The sequence below is a fragment of the Nocardia sp. NPDC052254 genome (assembly GCF_040679495.1).
In the GTDB taxonomy this organism is placed as follows: Bacteria; Actinomycetota; Actinomycetes; order Mycobacteriales; family Mycobacteriaceae; genus Nocardia.
This window is the reverse complement of record NZ_JBFAUW010000008.1, coordinates 120,349-137,694: the sequence shown is the minus strand read 5'-3', so window position 1 is coordinate 137,694 and position 17,346 is coordinate 120,349. Positions and strand designations below refer to the sequence as shown.

The 17,346-nt window shown below is 69.7% G+C and carries 15 protein-coding genes; 7 read left to right on the top strand and 8 right to left on the bottom strand.

All coding sequences use genetic code 11. From position 1 onward, the window contains the following. Nucleotides 1-50: 50 nt before the first annotated feature. On the bottom strand, nucleotides 51-3,407 hold the full coding sequence (gene recC / locus AB0L57_RS21025; protein WP_364964625.1) for an exodeoxyribonuclease V subunit gamma: 3,357 nt from the start codon (nucleotides 3,405-3,407) through the stop codon (nucleotides 51-53). A gap of 352 nt (nucleotides 3,408-3,759) precedes the next feature. On the opposite strand from recC, the gene AB0L57_RS21020 reads away from it, so the two are divergent. After that, nucleotides 3,760-3,966 carry a hypothetical protein gene (locus tag AB0L57_RS21020; RefSeq protein ID WP_364964622.1) on the top strand — a complete coding sequence of 69 codons (207 nt, stop codon included), beginning with the start codon at nucleotides 3,760-3,762 and terminating at the stop codon, nucleotides 3,964-3,966. A 125-nt stretch (nucleotides 3,967-4,091) separates the two neighbouring features. Continuing rightward, nucleotides 4,092-4,979, top strand: coding sequence for a tat pathway signal sequence (locus AB0L57_RS21015; protein WP_364964619.1), 888 nt, complete (start codon nucleotides 4,092-4,094; stop codon nucleotides 4,977-4,979). On the opposite strand, the gene AB0L57_RS21010 is transcribed toward AB0L57_RS21015, so the two are convergent. Then, a complete protein-coding gene (locus AB0L57_RS21010; RefSeq protein ID WP_364964617.1) occupies nucleotides 4,980-6,476 on the bottom strand; it encodes a cytochrome P450 in 1,497 nt (498 codons plus the stop codon). Nucleotides 6,477-6,564: 88 nt separating this feature from the next. On the opposite strand from AB0L57_RS21010, the gene AB0L57_RS21005 reads away from it, so the two are divergent. Then, entirely contained in the window at nucleotides 6,565-7,245 is a 681-nt protein-coding gene (locus AB0L57_RS21005) for a TetR/AcrR family transcriptional regulator (protein ID WP_364964615.1), read from the top strand. 112 nt (nucleotides 7,246-7,357) lie between these two features. Continuing rightward, complete coding sequence (locus tag AB0L57_RS21000) at nucleotides 7,358-8,878, top strand: NAD(P)/FAD-dependent oxidoreductase (protein ID WP_364964613.1); 1,521 nt, start codon at nucleotides 7,358-7,360, stop codon at nucleotides 8,876-8,878. Between the two features lie 179 nt (nucleotides 8,879-9,057). On the opposite strand, the gene AB0L57_RS20995 is transcribed toward AB0L57_RS21000, so the two are convergent. The 4 genes from AB0L57_RS20995 to AB0L57_RS20980 all read right to left on the bottom strand — a co-directional run bounded on the left by AB0L57_RS20995 (nucleotide 9,058) and on the right by AB0L57_RS20980 (nucleotide 12,101). Further along, on the bottom strand, nucleotides 9,058-9,744 hold the full coding sequence (locus AB0L57_RS20995) for an urease accessory protein UreD (protein ID WP_364964611.1): 687 nt from the start codon (nucleotides 9,742-9,744) through the stop codon (nucleotides 9,058-9,060). Beyond that, nucleotides 9,734-10,453, bottom strand: coding sequence for an urease accessory protein UreG (gene ureG / locus AB0L57_RS20990; protein WP_364964608.1), 720 nt, complete (start codon nucleotides 10,451-10,453; stop codon nucleotides 9,734-9,736). The genes AB0L57_RS20995 and ureG overlap by 11 nt, the downstream gene beginning before the upstream one ends. A 127-nt stretch (nucleotides 10,454-10,580) precedes the next feature. Then, entirely contained in the window at nucleotides 10,581-11,213 is a 633-nt protein-coding gene (locus tag AB0L57_RS20985; protein ID WP_364964605.1) for an urease accessory UreF family protein, read from the bottom strand. A gap of 48 nt (nucleotides 11,214-11,261) precedes the next feature. Next, nucleotides 11,262-12,101, bottom strand: coding sequence for an oxidoreductase (locus AB0L57_RS20980; protein ID WP_364964602.1), 840 nt, complete (start codon nucleotides 12,099-12,101; stop codon nucleotides 11,262-11,264). A gap of 149 nt (nucleotides 12,102-12,250) precedes the next feature. Here AB0L57_RS20980 and AB0L57_RS20975 point away from each other — a divergent pair, with 149 nt between their 5' ends. From AB0L57_RS20975 to AB0L57_RS20965, 3 genes are all read left to right on the top strand, one after another. Then, on the top strand, nucleotides 12,251-12,820 hold the full coding sequence (locus AB0L57_RS20975) for a TetR family transcriptional regulator (RefSeq protein ID WP_364964599.1): 570 nt from the start codon (nucleotides 12,251-12,253) through the stop codon (nucleotides 12,818-12,820). A gap of 33 nt (nucleotides 12,821-12,853) precedes the next feature. Beyond that, nucleotides 12,854-13,828 carry a zinc-binding dehydrogenase gene (locus AB0L57_RS20970; protein WP_364964597.1) on the top strand — a complete coding sequence of 325 codons (975 nt, stop codon included), beginning with the start codon at nucleotides 12,854-12,856 and terminating at the stop codon, nucleotides 13,826-13,828. A gap of 136 nt (nucleotides 13,829-13,964) precedes the next feature. After that, nucleotides 13,965-14,792, top strand: coding sequence for an alpha/beta hydrolase (locus tag AB0L57_RS20965; protein WP_364964594.1), 828 nt, complete (start codon nucleotides 13,965-13,967; stop codon nucleotides 14,790-14,792). Between the two features lie 68 nt (nucleotides 14,793-14,860). Here AB0L57_RS20965 and AB0L57_RS20960 read toward each other — a convergent pair whose 3' ends face one another. Both AB0L57_RS20960 and AB0L57_RS20955 read right to left on the bottom strand, forming a co-directional pair. After that, entirely contained in the window at nucleotides 14,861-15,736 is an 876-nt protein-coding gene (locus AB0L57_RS20960; RefSeq protein WP_364964592.1) for an SDR family NAD(P)-dependent oxidoreductase, read from the bottom strand. 88 nt (nucleotides 15,737-15,824) lie between these two features. Further along, nucleotides 15,825-17,345: an MFS transporter gene (locus tag AB0L57_RS20955; protein ID WP_364964589.1), complete on the bottom strand. Its 1,521-nt coding sequence runs from the start codon at nucleotides 17,343-17,345 to the stop codon at nucleotides 15,825-15,827. Between the last annotated feature and the right edge of the window lies 1 nt (nucleotide 17,346).

The window sequence follows — 17,346 nt, the reverse complement described above, 5'->3', positions numbered from 1 at the left end:
GCGGGCGGTGTCGACGGTGCGCACATCGGCGGCGGGAAACAGTTCCTCGGTCACGGCTGCCCCTGGGATTCGTTGGCCAGCAGTGGATTCCACATCCGGCGGGCGACCGATCCGAAGGTGGTGGTCTCCCCGTACCGATCGGGTTCCGGCAGTGGCGCGGTCAATCGGCCGAAGGCGGGATCCGGGCCCCAGATGTAGGTCAGATAGCGGTCGGTGTGGTCCCCGAAGGGCCGCGGCCCCTTGGGGCCACCGAAGAACTCCTCCTCGGCCGCGGCCATCGAGTCATCGAGATCGGCTCCGCGACAGCGTCGTTCGGCGTACAGCGCGGACGACGCCGGGCCGAACGGCAGCGGCTCGGCCAGACCCTCGTCCCGCAGATCGGCGAGTTCGGCCAGCAGTTCGGCCGCGGTCGCCGCGGCGGGTGCGGTCAGCGTCGAGCGCCAGGCGGGGCGCCCGAATCTCCCGCGCCCGATGCCGACCGCCCGCCAGCCCTGATGACGCTCGGTCGCGGCCAGCGCGAGCAGCCGAACCCACGCGGCCATACGATGTTTGGGCGCGAGCCGGGAGTAGGTGGCCCGGATCAGCGCGTCGTCGTGCACATCGGCGACCGTTCCGGTGAGCCGCCGTCCCGACCCCAGATCCACCGAGACATCGATGGTGCGAGCGGGTGCCTGCTGTAGCGGTCCGGCCGCCTGCACCAGGCGGTCGACGGTCGATTCCACCTCGGCGAGTACCGCCGCGCCGAGCCCGAACGGCGGCAGGGTGCCACGCCGCCATTCCGCGGCGCGCAGGACAGCGGGATCGGCGCCGGTCAACCGCGCGGCCAGCATCCGCTCGCCGATATTCCAGCTCGCCAGTCCGCTCAGCTCGATCGGCAGCCGCTCGTCGATGTCCTCGTCCTCTTCCGGCACCCGGATCCCGAGTCGCTGCCAGAGGAACGCGCGGATCGGATGTTCGGCGAAGGACACCAGTTCCGACAGTTCGACATCGGTGCGCACCGGTGCGGGCAGAGCGGCCGACAGCCAGGGTGGCGCGGGTTGCGCGGGCCGGGCGGCCGCCTGCGCCGCGGCCAGTGCGAGAGTGTCGAATCCGAAGGGATCGACAGCATCGAAGTTGGCGCGGTCGTAGGCCTGCAGGGGATGGCGACGCACGACGTCCTCGATACCTCGATGCGCCCGCACCACGTCGATCAGCTCGGCCAGCGGTGTCACCGGGGGCCGCACGACACCGGTCACCGGGTCGGCGCCGGTGTGGAGCACCACCAGGCGCTCACGCGCGGCCATGACCGCGTCCAGCAACAGGCCACGGTCCTCGCTGCGGGTATCACGTTCTCCGACAAGCGGTTCCCGCGCCGTCACATCGTCACCGTCGATTCCGCCGGTACGCGGGAACACCTCGTCGTCGAGGCCCAGCAGCACCACCACCCGATGCGGAACCGCCCGCATCGGTGCCAGCCCGCACACCGTGAGCTCTCCGGTGCGGTAGTTCGACCGCGCCGCGCGGGCCCGGGTTCGGGCCCGCAAGGCGGTGGCGACATCGGGCAGCCGCAGTTCGGTCTGCCCGGCGTGCTCGAATACGGCGGCGACCTCCCGGCGAGCCTGCACGCCCTGCCAGGCCGTGGCGGCGGGCAGTTCGGTCAGCAGATCCAGCGCGCGATGCAGGATCTGCGACCACTGCTGCGCGGGCCGCGGGGTACCGGCCGGTTCGGCGGTGGTGGGCCCGCCGAGATCTCGCACGCACACCGCCAGCCGATCGACGAACTCGGCGAATCGCCCGGCCAGTGCGACATCGCCGGAGTCCACATCCTCGAGCGGGAGCGCCAGATCCAGCCAGTCCGCGCCGGATTCGCCGGCGGCGACCCCCAGCAGAATGCGGTCCACGGCCGCATTCAAGGTGTTCTGGCCGAAGTCGGCGAGTCCGAATGCCTGCCGCTGCCGCTGTCCGATCCCCCAGCGGGCGCCGGTTTCGGCCGCCCACTCGCGCAGCCGCTCGATATCGTCATCGTCGAATCCGCAGCGATGCCGCACCGGTTCGGTCGCGGCCAGATCGAGCACCTGGGTGACACCGATCCGGCCCTCCGCCAGGCCGAGCAGGTCGTCGAGCACGCCGAGCACCGAATTCACCGATCCGGCACGGCGTTCGGCCGGGCGGACCCGCAGGCCGTGTGCCGGATCGGGATCGGGGTCGTCGGATGCCGCCGGGCCGTGGCCGAACGCCGCCCGCACGAGAGGAGCGAAACCCTCGGGATCCGGGCACAGCACGATCACATCGCGAGGCTGCAGGGCGGGGTCGCGCTGGAACAGGCCGAGCAGCACGTCACGCAGCACCTCGACCTGGCGCGCGGGGCCGTGGCAGGCATGGATCTGCACGGTGTCGTCGTCCGCGCCGCGGGTCGAGAGCCGCGGCCGGGATCCCGCGCGGACCGCGCTCTGGAGATCGGAAAGTACGGTGCCCGAACCATTCTCGAGTCCGCCCTCATGGTGGATGTCGGCGAAGTCCGGGACGGTCAGCCGCGCGCGCAGCTCACGCAGATCGCGGCCCAGTGCCGACAGCAGCGGATGATCGGTCAGCGGATCGGTGACCGTCCGCCGACGGGGTGCGTGGGCGGTGCGCACCGGCTCGCCGGCTCCCGCGTGCCACAGTGCCGGGCTCGGATGGATCAGCCAGACATGGACGTCCCGATGTTCGGCCACCGCGGCCAGCACGGCGAGCTGGGCATCGGGAATCCGATGCGGGCCGAACAGCGAAAGCCGCTGCGGCAGATCGACACTCGCCGGATCGGCGCGAATCCGGCGGCAGACCTCGGGCAGGCGCTCGGCGGGGGCGGGCACTCCGATCCGCGACCGCACCCGCCGCCACAGCTGCGGCTGCCACCGCAGATCCTCCGGCAGCGCCGAACCACAGCCGTCGGTGTCGGCTCCCCCGGCCCAATCGGTGATCAACGACGGGCGGGTGTTGCCGTAACTGTCGAACAGGGTCGCGATGTGCGAGGCGGTGGCGAGCCGCCGACCGGCACGATACGCCTCGGCGGGGCCGCGCCCGACCCCGAGATGGCGGGCCGGCACCGCGGCCCAGGGCTCACCGATCGCGTCGTCCAATGCGGCGAGTACCGGCCAGGCCAATCGGTCCGGCGCCCAGGGATCCGCCGCGGAGGCGATGCCGGCCGCGGCCGAGCAGATGCCGGCGACCAGGGCCGCCGGAGCCGGATAGTCGATGTTCGCCGACACGCCGTCACCGGACACCGCCCCCAGCGTCACGGCCAGCCGCTGGTTGAGCCAGCGCTGCACACCGTGCGCCGCGACGGCGACGACCTCGGCCGCGAACGGATCCGGCAGCGGGTCCGACAGCATCGCCGCGAGGGTGTCGGCAAGGGTGCTCGCCGATTCCGCGCGATGGATGTGCAGCACCTTCGCCTCTCCGTCCTCGCTCGATCATTGGGGGGTGATCCGGCGGCACGATCCTACAAACCCGGTGACCCATGCCGGTCGCCCCGACCCGCCGTCGCACGACATCGGCGTCCGCGACCCCATTCCGACAATGCTCGCTACCTGTCGGACACCACCCACGACCACACGTTTGTCGCCGAGTGCAGCATGTCACCAAACTCCTGGCAACACAATCGAATCCGATGATCTCGTCATGCGACAGGAGGTCGGCGCAGTCCGCCACCGCGTGTCACCCGGACACCGGGCGCGGCGTGTGCCACAGTGCTCTACGGGGAGGGTCGGGAGAAGCGGTATCGAAAGGCTGGTTCGGTTCATGTCTGCGACGGTGGTCCCCCTCGTACCGAGATCCGGGTTCACGGTACGACGATCGGGCGAGACGTGGGAATTGATCAACTCCCGGCACTACGGCCGCGGTGTCGTACTGCACAGCTGGGCGCGCGACGCGCACTCCGAGGCGTTCGAACACTGCTATCGGCTCAACGGCCGCAGCGTCGAGGAACTGCTCGCAGCCTTCCGCTGAGCAGCGCGGATACCCCATTGGTGGCCGAAATGCGCTGGCCTGCAACGATCTTTGTCCGTCCGGCCCGGTGACCGGCCGCCCCGGAAGGTGCACGATCGCCGTATCGGTGGCTATTGTGACTTTCCGTGCGTTATCCCCGGACCGCGTCGCGCGGCATTCGAACCACTCGCCTCGCCGCCGGCGCCTGCGTCGTCGCCGCCACCCTGCTGGCGAGCGCCCCCGTGATCGACCCGGCGCCCGCCGACGCCATGCCGCTGCGCATGCAGGGCTGCCGGGACGGATTCGACTGCGATCTGAGCAGCCGGATCGCGGCGGTCGACAACTACCTCGCCTCCCGTCCCGGTGTGACCGGTTACGTGGTCCGCGATCGGGTCACCGGCGGTAGCTACAGCAACGGCCAGGCCGACACCATGTTCTGGACGGCGTCTACCATCAAGCTGGCCATCGCCGAGGATCTGCTCAACCGCGCCCGCGTCGGCGCGATCGTGCTGTCGCCCGAGGACCGGACCCAGCTGGAATCGATGCTGGCCACCTCCAACGACTCGGCGGCCGACTACCTCTGGAACAAGTACGCCGGCCCCGACCGGCTGGCGTTCGACAACGCCTTCCGCGCCAACGGGATGACCGGGCTCGTCCCGCAGCCGCCGACCGCCGGGCACGCGTTCCCCGATTGGGGTTTCCAGCAGTGCACCCCGGCCGACCTGGACCGGCTGATGAACAACGTGCTCGACCACATGCACCCCGACGACCGCGGTTACCTGCTCGACCGCATGCGCAAGGTCGACACCAATCAGCACTGGGGTGTGTGGGGCGCGGGTGACGACATGCGGCCCGGCCTGAAGAACGGCTGGTCCGACGAGAACGGCGGCTGGGTCGTCAACTCCGTCGGATTCGCCGGTCCCGGTGAGCGCTACACCCTCGCGGTGATGAACTCCCTCGGCGACCAGGGCGGTTACACCGAGGGTGAGGAGACCACCACGCACGTCGCGAAGCTGCTGTTCGGCGGCCGCTGATCACAGCCGCGACAGTCGCATCGGTGCGCCGTCACGCGGGAACGGGATGGTGTTGAAGCCCCACGGCATCAGATAGTCCGCCGGGATGTCCCACCGGTAGGCGCGCACCATGGCCGCGATGACCACCTTCACCTCGAAGGTGCCGAAATGCATGCCGATGCACTTGTGCGCCCCGGCGCCGAACGGCATCCACGCCAGCCGATGGGACTTGTCCTCGCGCCGGTGATCGGCGAACCGCTCCGGATCGAACAGTGCCGGTTGCGACCACAATTCGGGGATCAGGTGATTGCAGGCGTAGGCCACGTCGACGTGGGTTCCGGCCGGGACGTAGTGCCCGGCCACCTCGGTGTCGCGGACCGCGCGGCGCACCAGCCCGGGGACCGGTGGCACCAGGCGCAGACTCTCCTTGATCACCAGGTCCAGATCACGCAACCGGTCCAGGTCGGCGATGGTGGGTGCGGCGCCGCCGAGATCGTCGAACAGCGCCTGTGCCTCGACACGCACCCGTTCCTGCCACTGTGGATGGCGGCCGAGGTAGTAGGCGACAGCGGTGGCCGTGGTCGTGGTGGTGTCGTGCGCGGCCATGATCAGGAAGATCATGTGGTTGACCACGTCGGCGTCGGAGAAGGTGTCGCCCTCCTCGGTGCGCGCCTCACACAACGCGGAGAAGAAGTCCATTCCCCCGCCGCGGCGTTTGTCCGGCACCATCGCGGCGAAGTAGTCCTCGAGGACCCGCCGGCCGCGCAGGCCGGCCCGCCAGGCGCCGCCGGGCACCGGATGCCGGACCAGCGCCAGCGGCGCATGGGTGCAGTCCAGGAAGGCCTGTCCCAGCCGCTGCCGCCGCGGGCCGGCATCCAGTCCCATGAACGTCTCGGTCGCGATCTCGAGGGTGAGGTCCTTGACCGTCGGATACAACCGCAGGGTGCGGGCTCCGGCCGGACTCCAGCGCCCGACCGCCGCCTCCACCACCGGGCTCAGATGCGCCAGATGTGATTCCAGCCGTTCGCGGGTGAAGGCCTGCTGCATGATGCGGCGGTGGAACATGTGCTCGGAGAATTCGAGCAACAGCAGGCCGCGGCGGAAGAAGGAACCGATCAGGAAATCCCAGCCCTGCCCGAAATCGTTGCGGCGCTTGCCCAGCACCTCGTCGACCGCGTCCGGCCCGGCGACCAGGACCCGGTCGACACCGAAGGACTTGTTGTAGCTCACCGGTCCGTATCGGCGGTAGCGATCGAGCATTTCGGCGGGACCCCAGCGCAGGTATTGCAGCGAGCGGCCCAATACCGGCAGGCCGGAGTCACCACGCACCACGGCCGCCGTGGTACCGCTGGGCGGGGTGGCCAGCGCCTGTTCGCGGACCGGCAATCGCCGGAGCAACCGATCGATCGGATGGCTGTCGGGAATCTCCAGCAGCCCGATGTTCTCTCGTTCCGCGGCGGAATACGACCGGGCACGACGCCGCTCGGTGCCGGAGGGACGCGGGTCGACACTGACCATGACTGAAGCCTCCCGAACGCAGCGGCCGCGCCACGCCGGACGGCCGCAGAAAAAAGTACACCTCGTACATTAGAGGTAGGCTCACGCTGTGACAAGGGACACAGAGACTCGGCGACCGGGGCGCCCACCCGGGCCACCCCGTGATCCGGGCCTGCGCCGGGCGGAGATCCTCGACGCCGCCGAACGCGTGATCGCCACCTCCGGGCCCCGGATGAGCATCGCGCAGGTCGCCGCCGAAGCCGGCTACGCGCGCACCGCGGTGTACGCGGTCTTCCCCGACCTGCCCACGCTGATCGACGCGCTGGCGCAGCGGCACATGAACGCCATCATCGCCGCGGCCGACGAGTTACTCGCCGAGCCGCTGCCGGCCCGCCTGCTACTGCGCTCGGTGGTCTCGCTGATGTGCGACTTCGTGGACGGCAATCCGAATCTGCATCATGTGCTGATGCAGCGCCTGGAAAGCGACGACGCCGAACACCGGCCCTTCTTCACACACGTATCCGATTGGGCCACCTCGGTTTTCGACACCATCCTGCGGCGGCTGGACGCCGATCCCGCGTCGGCGCGGATCTGGGCGACCGCCACCGTCGGCGCGATCCTGATGTCGGCCGAGGCGTGGATTCAGCAACCGACCCGCTCCCGCACGGAATTCGTCGATCAGCTCGCGGCCTTCCTGTGGCCGACGGTGGAGAGCATCGGCGGCAACCGGCTCACCGGTCCCCTCATCGGCGCGCAACCGCCGGTGCCGCAACGCGCGGCACCGGGGTAACGCTCCTGGACGGGGTGCGGACGCGCCGACATTCGGTGCTCGTCGTGACTGGTTCGGGCGGGCCGACTACCGTTGAGCCTGTCGAAGACCGAACGTCCGGCGAGGAGCGCAAATGGGAACCGAAACTGTCGCGAACCGACGTCACCGGGTGGTGGTGATCGGATCCGGCTTCGGCGGCTTGTTCGCGTGCAAACATCTCGAACACGACAACGTCGACGTCATCCTGATCTCCAAGACCTCCACTCACCTGTTCCAGCCCCTGCTCTATCAGGTCGCCACCGGAATCCTGTCCACCGGTGAGATCGCACCCGCCACCCGCATCGTGCTCCGCAAGCACCACAACACGCAGGTGATCATGGGCGACGTGCACGACATCGATCTGGTGAACCGCACCGTGACCTCCGAACTGCTCAACCGGGACACGGTCACCTCCTTCGACAGCCTGATCGTCGCCACCGGCGCGCAGCAGTCCTACTTCGGTAACGACCAGTTCGCGACCTACGCGCCCGGTATGAAGACCATCGACGACGCACTCGAACTGCGGGCCCGCATCCTGGGTTCTTTCGAGGAGGCGGAGCTGGCCACCACCCAGGAGGCACGTGATCGCTTCCTCACCTTCGTCGTGGTCGGGGCGGGCCCCACGGGTGTCGAACTCGCCGGGCAGATCGCCGAACTCGCCGATCGGACGCTGGTCGGCACCTTCCGCAACATCGATCCCCGCGACGCCCGCGTACTGCTGGTCGAGGGCGCCGGCGCGGTACTCGCGCCGATGGGCCCGAAACTCGGCAGCAAGGCGCAGCGCCGGCTCGAGAAGATGGGCGTGGAGATTCAGCTCAACGCCATGGTCACCGGTGTCGACGCGCGCGGGGTCACGGTCAAGGACAAGGACGGCACCGAGCGGCGCATCGAGGCGGCCTGCAAGGTGTGGTCGGCCGGTGTGCAGGCCAGTGAGCTCGGCAAGATGCTCGCCGATCGCTCCGACGGCACCGCGACCGATCGGGCCGGGCGCGTGGTGGTCGAGCAGGATCTCACCATCAAGGGCCATCCCAACGTCTTCGTCGTCGGCGATCTCATGGCGGTACCGGGGGTGCCCGGTCAGGCCCAGGGCGCCATCCAGGGCGCGACGTATGCGGCCAAGCAGATCAAGGCCGAGGTCGCCGGCAAGCAGACATCCGAGCAGCGCAAGCCGTTCAAGTACTTCAACAAGGGAAGTATGGCGACGGTGTCGCGGTTCAACGCCGTCTGCCAGATCGGCAAGCTGGAGTTCAGCGGCTTCCTGGCCTGGTTGATCTGGCTGGTCCTGCACCTGTACTACCTGATCGGGTACCGCAGTCGCACCGTCACGGTGTTCCAGTGGTTCGTGGCCTTCCTCGGCCGCAACCGTGGTCAGATGGCGGCCACCGAGCAGTGGGTCTTCGCCCGGCTGGCACTCGAGGCCATGAACGGAAACGAGGCGGACGCGCGAGAAGTGCGTGCGGAGGGAGGGGCCGGTCCCGCACCGGCCACCGAACCCGCCCCCGCGCCGGTCGCCGAACCCGCGCCCGACGGTCAGCCGGACTCGGGGAACGGCGAAACCTCTTCGCAGCCAGGCGAATCCGTGACGCCGGGAACCACCCGTCCCGCCTCAGGCTGACCAGCCGATCCCGGACGGCACCGATCCGGCGATTCGGCGCCGACTGGGGGCTGATCGCATCACCGCACTCCGCGTGCGGCGGCGCAGCACCGATCACGGCCTCGAACCGTGCTCATGTCACCCGCCCTCTCGGCGCCTGCGACCGATACGGCCCCAGCTCCCCACGCTCCCCGGATGTTTCATCGCACGGCGGCGGACCGCGCTTCGAACGCCGAGGCGGGGTGCAGCACGGCACCGGTCCATGTGGACAGCGAGCCGCCCAGCGCCAACGGCAGGACGACGCCCGCCGTGCCGAACGTGGTGGCGGGCCGATCGTCGGGATATCGCAACTCGCTGTGCACGGCCCGCGGCGCCGAGATCAGATCGTCGGTGGCGGCATCGGCGCCGAGTTCCAGGCGGTGCCGCACCAGGGGCAGATCACCGATATCGGCGATCAGATCACCCCGCCAGAATCCGGCGTCTTCACCACTGCGCCCGATCTGCACCCGTTCCCGAATCCGCACCCGGGCATCGGCCGCCATCCGCACGGTGGTGGTACTGCGATGATCCGCGCCGCCGGCGACGACCGTCGGCTCCGGATCGAAGTCCAGCTCACCATCCGCACCGACGTCGACCGTCCACCGCGCCGCCGATATCCGGCTCGCGTGGCCCGGCAGCGCGATGGTGGCCGCGACCGAGCGCAGCACCAGCCGCGCGCCGGGCTCGACCACGATCCCGATATCGATGTCGTCCCCGCCGAGTGGTGTCGCGGCCGCACCGACCAGGTGGACGGTCCCGGGCCCGGTGCGGCGTGCCGCGAGTGCGCCGGTGGCGTGGATCAGCGGCAGCTCACCGGCGCGTGCGACGATGCGAATCTCAGTGCGCACCAGCGCCTTCCCCGATTCGCCGGGCATCGGCGTCGGCGGCGGCCCGCAGCTGTTCGCCCACCCAGGTCAGTACGGGGGTGGCGGCCGGATCCTCGGTCAGCGAAGTGAAGACGAACCGGCGGCCGTCGCGGACAGCGGCCGAATCGCGCCCCATCACCTCGAGATCGGCGCCCACCATCGGCGCCAGGTCGGTCTTGTTGATCACCAGCAGATCCGAGAACGTCACGCCGGGGCCACCCTTGCGCGGAACCTTGTCCCCGCCGGCCACATCGACGACGAAGATCTGCACGTCGATCAGCCCGGCCGAGAAAGTAGCGGTGAGGTTGTCGCCACCGGATTCCACCAGGATCAGGTCCAGGCCGGGATTGGCCTCGATCAGATCGTCGATCGCGTCGAGGTTGGCGGTGATGTCGTCGCGGATCGCGGTGTGCGGGCAACCCCCGGTCTGCACGGCGGTGATGCGCTCATCGGGCAGGACCGCGTGCCGGCGCAGGAAGTCGGCGTCCTCGGTGGTGTAGATGTCGTTGGTCAGCACCGCCAGCGAGAGTTCCTCGCGCAGTTGCCGGCACAGTGCGGCCACCAGTGCCGTCTTCCCGGATCCGACCGGTCCGCCGATCCCGATACGGACCGGTTCCCCGGGGGTACGCACCCGCTTGGGTCGGTCGTGAGCGTGATCGTGCGGTTCACCATCGATCAGATGGGGCGCCATGGGCTCTCCTCTCGGCATCGGCCTTCGGCCAACATCGTGGCCGATCCATGTGAACCCGGTGTTACCGGCACGGCGGACGAGCCGGTCACGGCACGGGTGTCGACCACTCGCCCCGCGATACCGGGGACTACGACGCGAACAGCGGCATCTCGCGCTCGAGGTGGCGCTGCGCCAGGACGTCGCCGAGGGTATCGGACAGTGCGGCCGGGCCGGTCGTCGCCGCGCGGGCGGTCTGCTCGCACAGCGGCGTGAGTGCCAGGGTCGTCGCGGCGACGGCGGCCGGATCCAGCGCGAGCAACCGCTGGGCAGCGGTCGCCGCCCCGGTCATCGTCGTATAGACCACGACACCCGCGATCTCGATCGGTGCCAGTTCCGCCGCCCGGCCCACCTCGCCGAAGGCGGTGGACAGATGGGGACGCGCATCGAGATCGGACCAATCATGGTGCGGCCACGCGAATTTCGCCAATCGCAGCAGCCCGCGCCCCTGCGCCCGCGAGGCGGTGCGCGCGGCAGGGGCGAGCGCCCGGGCATCGGCCTGCGCCTCGGCCGCCGCCGGCGTCAGCGCTCCCGCGCACACGGCCGCAGCCAGTGAGGCCGACACCAGCCCGGCGGTGCGGATCCGCCGCCGCAGGTAGGCCGCCACCGTGTCGATGTCACGGACGATCCCGGAGCTGATCGCCTCCTCCACACCGCCGGAGTGCACGTGCCCACCGATCGGCAGCCGGGAATCGGCGAGCGACATCACCATCGCGAGACTCATGGGCATCCTCCACGACCGGTCACGGTCTCCGATCCTAGAACCGCACGCTCAGCCGGCCGCGGCGAAGTCCGCCGCGGCGCTCACCGCTGCCCACTTCTCGGTTTCGTCCGCGCGCACCTGTCCGGCCGCGCGGGCCGCGGCCAGCGCATCGCTGCCCAGCAGCAGCCGTCGTGGCGGTTCGCCGGCGTCGACCACGTCGACGATGATGCGCGCGGCGCGCGCGGGATCGCCAGGCTGGGACCCATTGTTCTCGCGGCGGAAGCGATGGATCTCGCCGACGGTGGCCGCATAGTCGGGACCGACGGGGTGGATGGTCATCGACGCGCCCTGCCACTCGGTGCGGAAGGCCCCCGGCTCGACGATGACGACCCGGACGCCGAACGGCGCCACCTCGGCCGCGAGCACCTCCGAGAAACCCTCCACCGCGAATTTCGCGGTCTGATACGCGCCCAATCCGGGTGAGCCGCCGACCCGCCCGCCGATCGAGGAGATCTGGACGAAGGTCCCCGACCGCCGGCTCCGCAGCACGGGCAACGCCGCACGGGTGACGTTCACGACGCCGAACAGGTTGGTTTCGATCTGCGCCCGGAAGTCGTCGGCGGCCATCTCCTCGATCGGCGCGCTGTCGGCGTATCCGGCGTTGTTGACCACGACATCGAGCGAACCGAAGGCCTCGGTGGCGGCGGCCACGGCAGCCTCGGCAGCCGCCGGGTCGGTGACGTCGAGCCGGACCGGCAGCAGGCGCGCGCCGTATCGCTGCCGCAGCTCGTCGAGTTGTCCCGGATGACGTGCACCGGCGACGACCGCGTCCCCGGCGGCCAGAGCGGCCTCGGCCACATGGCGGCCCAGGCCGCGCGACGCACCGGTGATCAGCCAGGTTCGGGCCATTTCAGTTCTCCGTTCGACGGTCCGGAGGTTCTCGGCGAACATCCGAACTCTCACTAAGTGCGTCATCACTGTAGCACTTATAGTTTAATTCGCTACTGCAAAGCAGCGATTGTTGGATTATCTGCTGCTCCATTGGCTATCTTGACCCTGTGAGAGCTGATGCCGCCCGCAATATCGAACTGGTACTCACCACCGGCGCCCGGCTGCTCGCCGACGATCCGTCGGCGAGCCTGTCGGCCATCGCCGCGGCCGCGAATGTCGACCGGCGTACCGTCTACCGCCGCTTCGCCTCCCGCGACGATCTGCTGGCGGCGGTGTACCGGGCCCGCTACGACGCGGTCGAGGAGGCCATCGCAGACGCCCGGTTGCGCGAGGCCCCGGTCACGGTCGCGCTGCACCGGTATGTCGAGGCGATCGTCGCCGTGAATCGTCGCTGGCCCGTGCAGACGGCCCGGCTGGTCGCCGACGACGCCATCCGGGAACGACGCACTCCACTGATCGCCGAGGTCGACACCTTCCTGCGGCGAGCCACCGACGAGGGGCTGCTGCGCCCCGGCCTGCCCGAGGGCTGGGTCTCGGCACTACTGGCCCAGCTGATGGTCAACGCCGCCGAGAGCCTGCCGGAGCTCGACCCCGCCCGCGCCGCCGATGTCGTGGTCGACACCTTGCTGCGCGGCGTGGGCAGCGTTGCGGAACCGGACCGCGCTTCCGGCCCTTGACCTCAACATTGGCTGAGGTTGCAGGGTGAGGACATGAAAGCGATACGCCTGCACGAATTCGGACCGGCCGACAATCTCCGCTACGAGTCGGTCCCCGATCCGCTACCCGCGGCCGGACAGGTCCGGATCACCGTGGCGGCGGCCGGGATTCATCTGGTCGACACACACCTGCGCCGCGGCCTGCCGGGCCCCTATCCCCTGCCGCAGTTGCCGACCATTCCCGGCCGGGAGGTCGCCGGGACCGTCGATCTGGTCGGCCCGGGCGTCGACGAGGATCTTCTCGGCGCCGCGGTCGTGACCCATCTGGGCACGGCGCCGGGTGGGTACGCCGAACTGGCCGTCGCCGACGCGCACCGGCTGCACCGGATTCCGGGCGAGTTGGATCCGGCCGCGGCGGTGGCGATGATCGGCACCGGGCGCACCACTCTCGGCATTCTCGGGTTCGCCGAACTCGAGCCGGGACAGCTCGCGGTGGTTCCGGCCGCGGCGGGCGGTATCGGAACCCTGCTGGTGCAATATCTGCGTGCGGCCGGACTCACCGTCGTCGGCCTGGCCGGCGGACCGGACAAGGTCGCCATGGCCGCGGCCAACGGAGCGGATCCTGCCCTCGACTACACCGATCCCGGCTGGCCGGCGGTGGTGCGCGCACGTTTCGGTGACCGCCCCGCGCACTGGGTTTTCGACGGGGTCGGCGGCGCGGCCGGTCGCGCGGCGGTCGATCTGCTCACAGCGGGCGGCGCCCACCTGGTGTTCGGCTGGAGCGACACCGCACTGGAATTCGATCCGGGCCACCTCGCCGCCCGCGCCATCACATCACGCTCGGTTCTGGGGCCGCGGATGCTCGAACGCGGCGGCGGGATCGCCGCCCTCGAGACCCGCGCCCTGCACGAAGCGGCGTCCGGACGATTGCGACCGGCGGTGCACCGCTTCGCCCTCGCCGATGCCGCCGCCGCACACCGGGCGCTCGAAGATCGCGCCACCGCGGGAAAGGTGGTTCTCGAGCCCTGACCGGTGATAGCTATCAAGTTGCTGAAGTAATTGATTCGTAGCCCAACGCCTCGGTTCCAACTCTTACGCTGGAGGTCGTGTCTCGTTCTCACGGCCGCGACCGAGGCCGGCGGGCGCACGCAGAGGAGGTTCGTCCATGCCTGTGTGTACAACGCGCGACGGGGTCGACATCTACTACAAGGACTGGGGATCCGGCCGGCCGGTGGTCTTCATCCACGGCTGGCCGCTCAATGCCGACGCCTGGGACGATCAGCTGAAACATGTCGCGGACAATGGATTTCGCGGAATCGCTCACGATCGCCGCGGTCACGGCCGATCGGCGCAGCCGTGGAGCGGCTACGATTTCGACACCTTCGCCGACGACCTGAACGATCTGCTGACCCAGCTCGACCTCCGCGATGTGACACTGGTCGCGCATTCCATGGGCGGTGGCGAACTGGCTCGCTACATCGGCCGCCACGGCACCGAACGGGTCCGTTCCGCGGTGTTGCTGTCGGCTATCCCACCACTGATGGCCCGTACCGCCGACAACCCCGAAGGCGTGCCCGACGAGGTCTTCGATCAGATCAAGAAGGGCATCCTGAACGAGCGCTCCCAGTTCTGGCGCGACACCTCCGAAGGCTTCTTCAGCGCCAACCGGCCCGGAACGAAGGCCACCCAGGGCAATCGGGATGCGTTCTGGCTCATGGCCATGCACGAGTCGATCGAGGCCGGGGTGCGCTGCGTGGACGCCTTCGGATACACCGATTTCACCGCCGACCTCCAGAAATTCGACGTGCCGACCCTGCTCGTGCACGGCGACGACGACCAGGTCGTACCGATCGACGCCACCGCCCGCAAGGGGGCCAAGATCATCCCGAACGCGACCCTGACCGTCTACGAGGGCGGTTCGCACGGCATCGCGCTGGTCCCCGGCGACAAGGAGCGTTTCAACGCCGATCTGCTGACCTTTCTGCAGGACTGAACCGGTTCCCCGTCCGCGCACGTTGTGCGCGGACGGGGAACCGGCGCTCGTCGTCGCGGATGCGACGGCTACCGCGCGCGGAAGCTGCGCGCCATCAGCCGCTGGGCGGGTCCGCGGGTCAGATCGGTCCACGCCTGCAGCGGGCCGCTCCACCACGGCGAGATCTCCACCGGTTTGGCGGTGACCGCGTGACACACGAGGTCGGCGGCCTCGGTGGCGGTGAGTCCGGGCATCGAACCGAAATCGGTGGGTGCGCTCATGCGCGTGTGCACCAGGGGCATGTAGATCGAGGTGGTGGTGATCGCGTCCGTGGCGATCTCGGTGGCCACCGTCCGTAACCACTGATCGAAGGCCGCCTTCGACGCGCCGTAGGCCGCCCAGCGCGGAGCGGGCGGCATCCGCAGCCCCCAGGTGGAGATGTTGACGACATGTCCCTGCCGGCGCTCGCGCATCGCGGGCAACAGGGCCAGCAGCAACCGCACCGGGCCCAGATAGTTGACATCGATCGTGCGGGTGAAATCGTGGAAGCGGTCGTAGGATTCGTCGATCGAACGGCGAATCGAGCGACCGGCGTTGTTGATCACCACGTCGACCCGTCCGTGTGTGGCCAGCACCGTTCGCGCCAATTCGTCGACGGCGTCCATATCGGTGAGGTCGACGCGGTAGGTGTGCGCGACACCGCCCGCGATGGTGATGGCGTCGGCCGCTTCCTCGAGTTCGTCACCCGACCGGGCGACCATCACCACCACCGCACCGGCGGCGGCCAGTTTGGCGGCGGCGATCTTGCCGATACCGTGCGACGCACCGGTCACCAGCACCACCCGTCCGGAGACCGCCGCGCGCAGATCCTTCTCACGTGGCCGCGTCGTCGGATACAACAGCCGGGTGGCGATCCGCTCGGCCAGCGGACGGCCCGGTGCGGCGCTCGAGACACTGTCTGTCACAGCCGGAACTCTATGTGCGGGCCCCGGGCCCGCGGGCCGGAACCGCCGCACCGCAATCGAGCCGACGCCACCCGCGCCGGACCCGGGGTCAGCCCGGACCGGCCTGCGCGGTCGCCGGATCCACGGCACGCGAGCGACGCCGCGACGAGGTCGCCACCGCAGCGGCCGCCATCGCGATCAGCAGCGCCGCGCCGACGGCCACCGCCGTGTGCATGCCGTGCACGAACGAGGTCTGCGCCGCGTGCACGACCGCGCCGTCACCGGGGTGCTCCACGATGGTCTCGCCCAGGGTGTCGGCGAAGTTCCCGCCGGAGCGGAAGACCAGCGCGGCCAGCGATCCCAGCAGCGACAGTCCCAGCGCATTGCCCAGTTCGAAGCTGGTCTCGGAGATACCGACCGCCGATCCCGCCCGTTCGGCCGGCACCGAGGACACCGCGACCTCGGAAACCAGCGTGAACACGATGCCGTAGCCGAGTCCCGCGATGGTGGATCCGGCCAGATACCAGCCGATCCCGCCGTCGACACCGATGCCGAGCAGCATCAGATTGCCCACCGCGGCCGAACTCAGCGCCACAGCGAACGATCCACGAGTGCCGAGCCATCGCGCCACCCGCGCACCACCCATCGAGCAGACGAACACCGCGATCGCGGCCGGAATGCCCAGCAGCGCCGCGCCCAGCACGTCGCGCCCGGCCACGGTCTGCAGATAGGTGCTGGTCAGATAGCTCATCCCGGCCAGCGACATCATGCCGACCGTGGACGATCCGATCGCCACCCGGAACAGGCCACCCCGGAACAGGCTCAGATCCAGCAGCGGCTCGGCCAGCACCCGCTGCCGCCGCACGAAGACCACGAGCACCGCGATACCGACGAGACCCAGCACGACCGACACCACATCGATCCCCTCGGCGGCCGCGCGCTTGATCGCGTACACCAGCGGCAGGATGCCGCCGATGGACATGACCACACTCAGCGGATCCAGCGGTCCGCGCCCGGACGACCGATGCTCGGGCAGGACCAGCGGTCCCAGCGCCAGCAGCACCAGCAGCACCGGCGTGTTGATCAGGAAGATCGAACCCCACCAGAACTTGTGCAGCAGCAGCCCGCCGATGACCGGCCCGACCGCGGATCCGCCCGCGAAGAAGGCGGTCCACACCCCGATCGCCGTGCCGCGCGCCCGCGGATCGGCGAACAGGCTGGAGATCAACGCCAGGCTCGACGGCAGCAGGGTCGCACCACCGACACCCATCAGCGCGCGGGCCGCGATCAGCATTCCGGCGCCGGTGGCGAAGGCGGCCAGCAGTGATGCCAGGCCGAACACCGCGGCGCCCGCGAGCAGAATGTTGCGGCGGCCGATCCGGTCACCGAGGTTGCCCATCGTGATCAGCAGACCCGCGATCATGAATCCGTAGATATCGAGAATCCACAGCTGCTGTTCCGCCGACGGGTTCAGATGTTCGGTCAGTGTCGGCATCGCCAGATACAGCACCGACATGTCCATCGACACCAGCAGAACCGGCAGAATCAGCACCGCCAGACCGAGCCAGGCCCGCCGGGGAGTCGCGATCGGCGCGGACCGGACCGCCGCCGAGGTATCAATGCCGACCATC

Excerpts from the sequence above, each read along its gene's own strand:
- AB0L57_RS21020 (WP_364964622.1), top strand. The coding sequence starts at position 3,760 with ATGTCTGCGACGGTGGTCCCCCTCGTACCGAGATCCGGGTTCACGGTA.
- AB0L57_RS21010 (WP_364964617.1), bottom strand. The coding sequence starts at position 6,476 with ATGGTCAGTGTCGACCCGCGTCCCTCCGGCACCGAGCGGCGTCGTGCC.
- AB0L57_RS21000 (WP_364964613.1), top strand. The coding sequence starts at position 7,358 with ATGGGAACCGAAACTGTCGCGAACCGACGTCACCGGGTGGTGGTGATC.
- ureG (WP_364964608.1), bottom strand. The coding sequence starts at position 10,453 with ATGGCGCCCCATCTGATCGATGGTGAACCGCACGATCACGCTCACGAC.
- AB0L57_RS20985 (WP_364964605.1), bottom strand. The coding sequence starts at position 11,213 with ATGAGTCTCGCGATGGTGATGTCGCTCGCCGATTCCCGGCTGCCGATC.
- AB0L57_RS20980 (WP_364964602.1), bottom strand. The coding sequence starts at position 12,101 with ATGGCCCGAACCTGGCTGATCACCGGTGCGTCGCGCGGCCTGGGCCGC.
- AB0L57_RS20970 (WP_364964597.1), top strand. The coding sequence starts at position 12,854 with ATGAAAGCGATACGCCTGCACGAATTCGGACCGGCCGACAATCTCCGC.
- AB0L57_RS20965 (WP_364964594.1), top strand. The coding sequence starts at position 13,965 with ATGCCTGTGTGTACAACGCGCGACGGGGTCGACATCTACTACAAGGAC.
- AB0L57_RS20955 (WP_364964589.1), bottom strand. The coding sequence starts at position 17,345 with ATGGTCGGCATTGATACCTCGGCGGCGGTCCGGTCCGCGCCGATCGCG.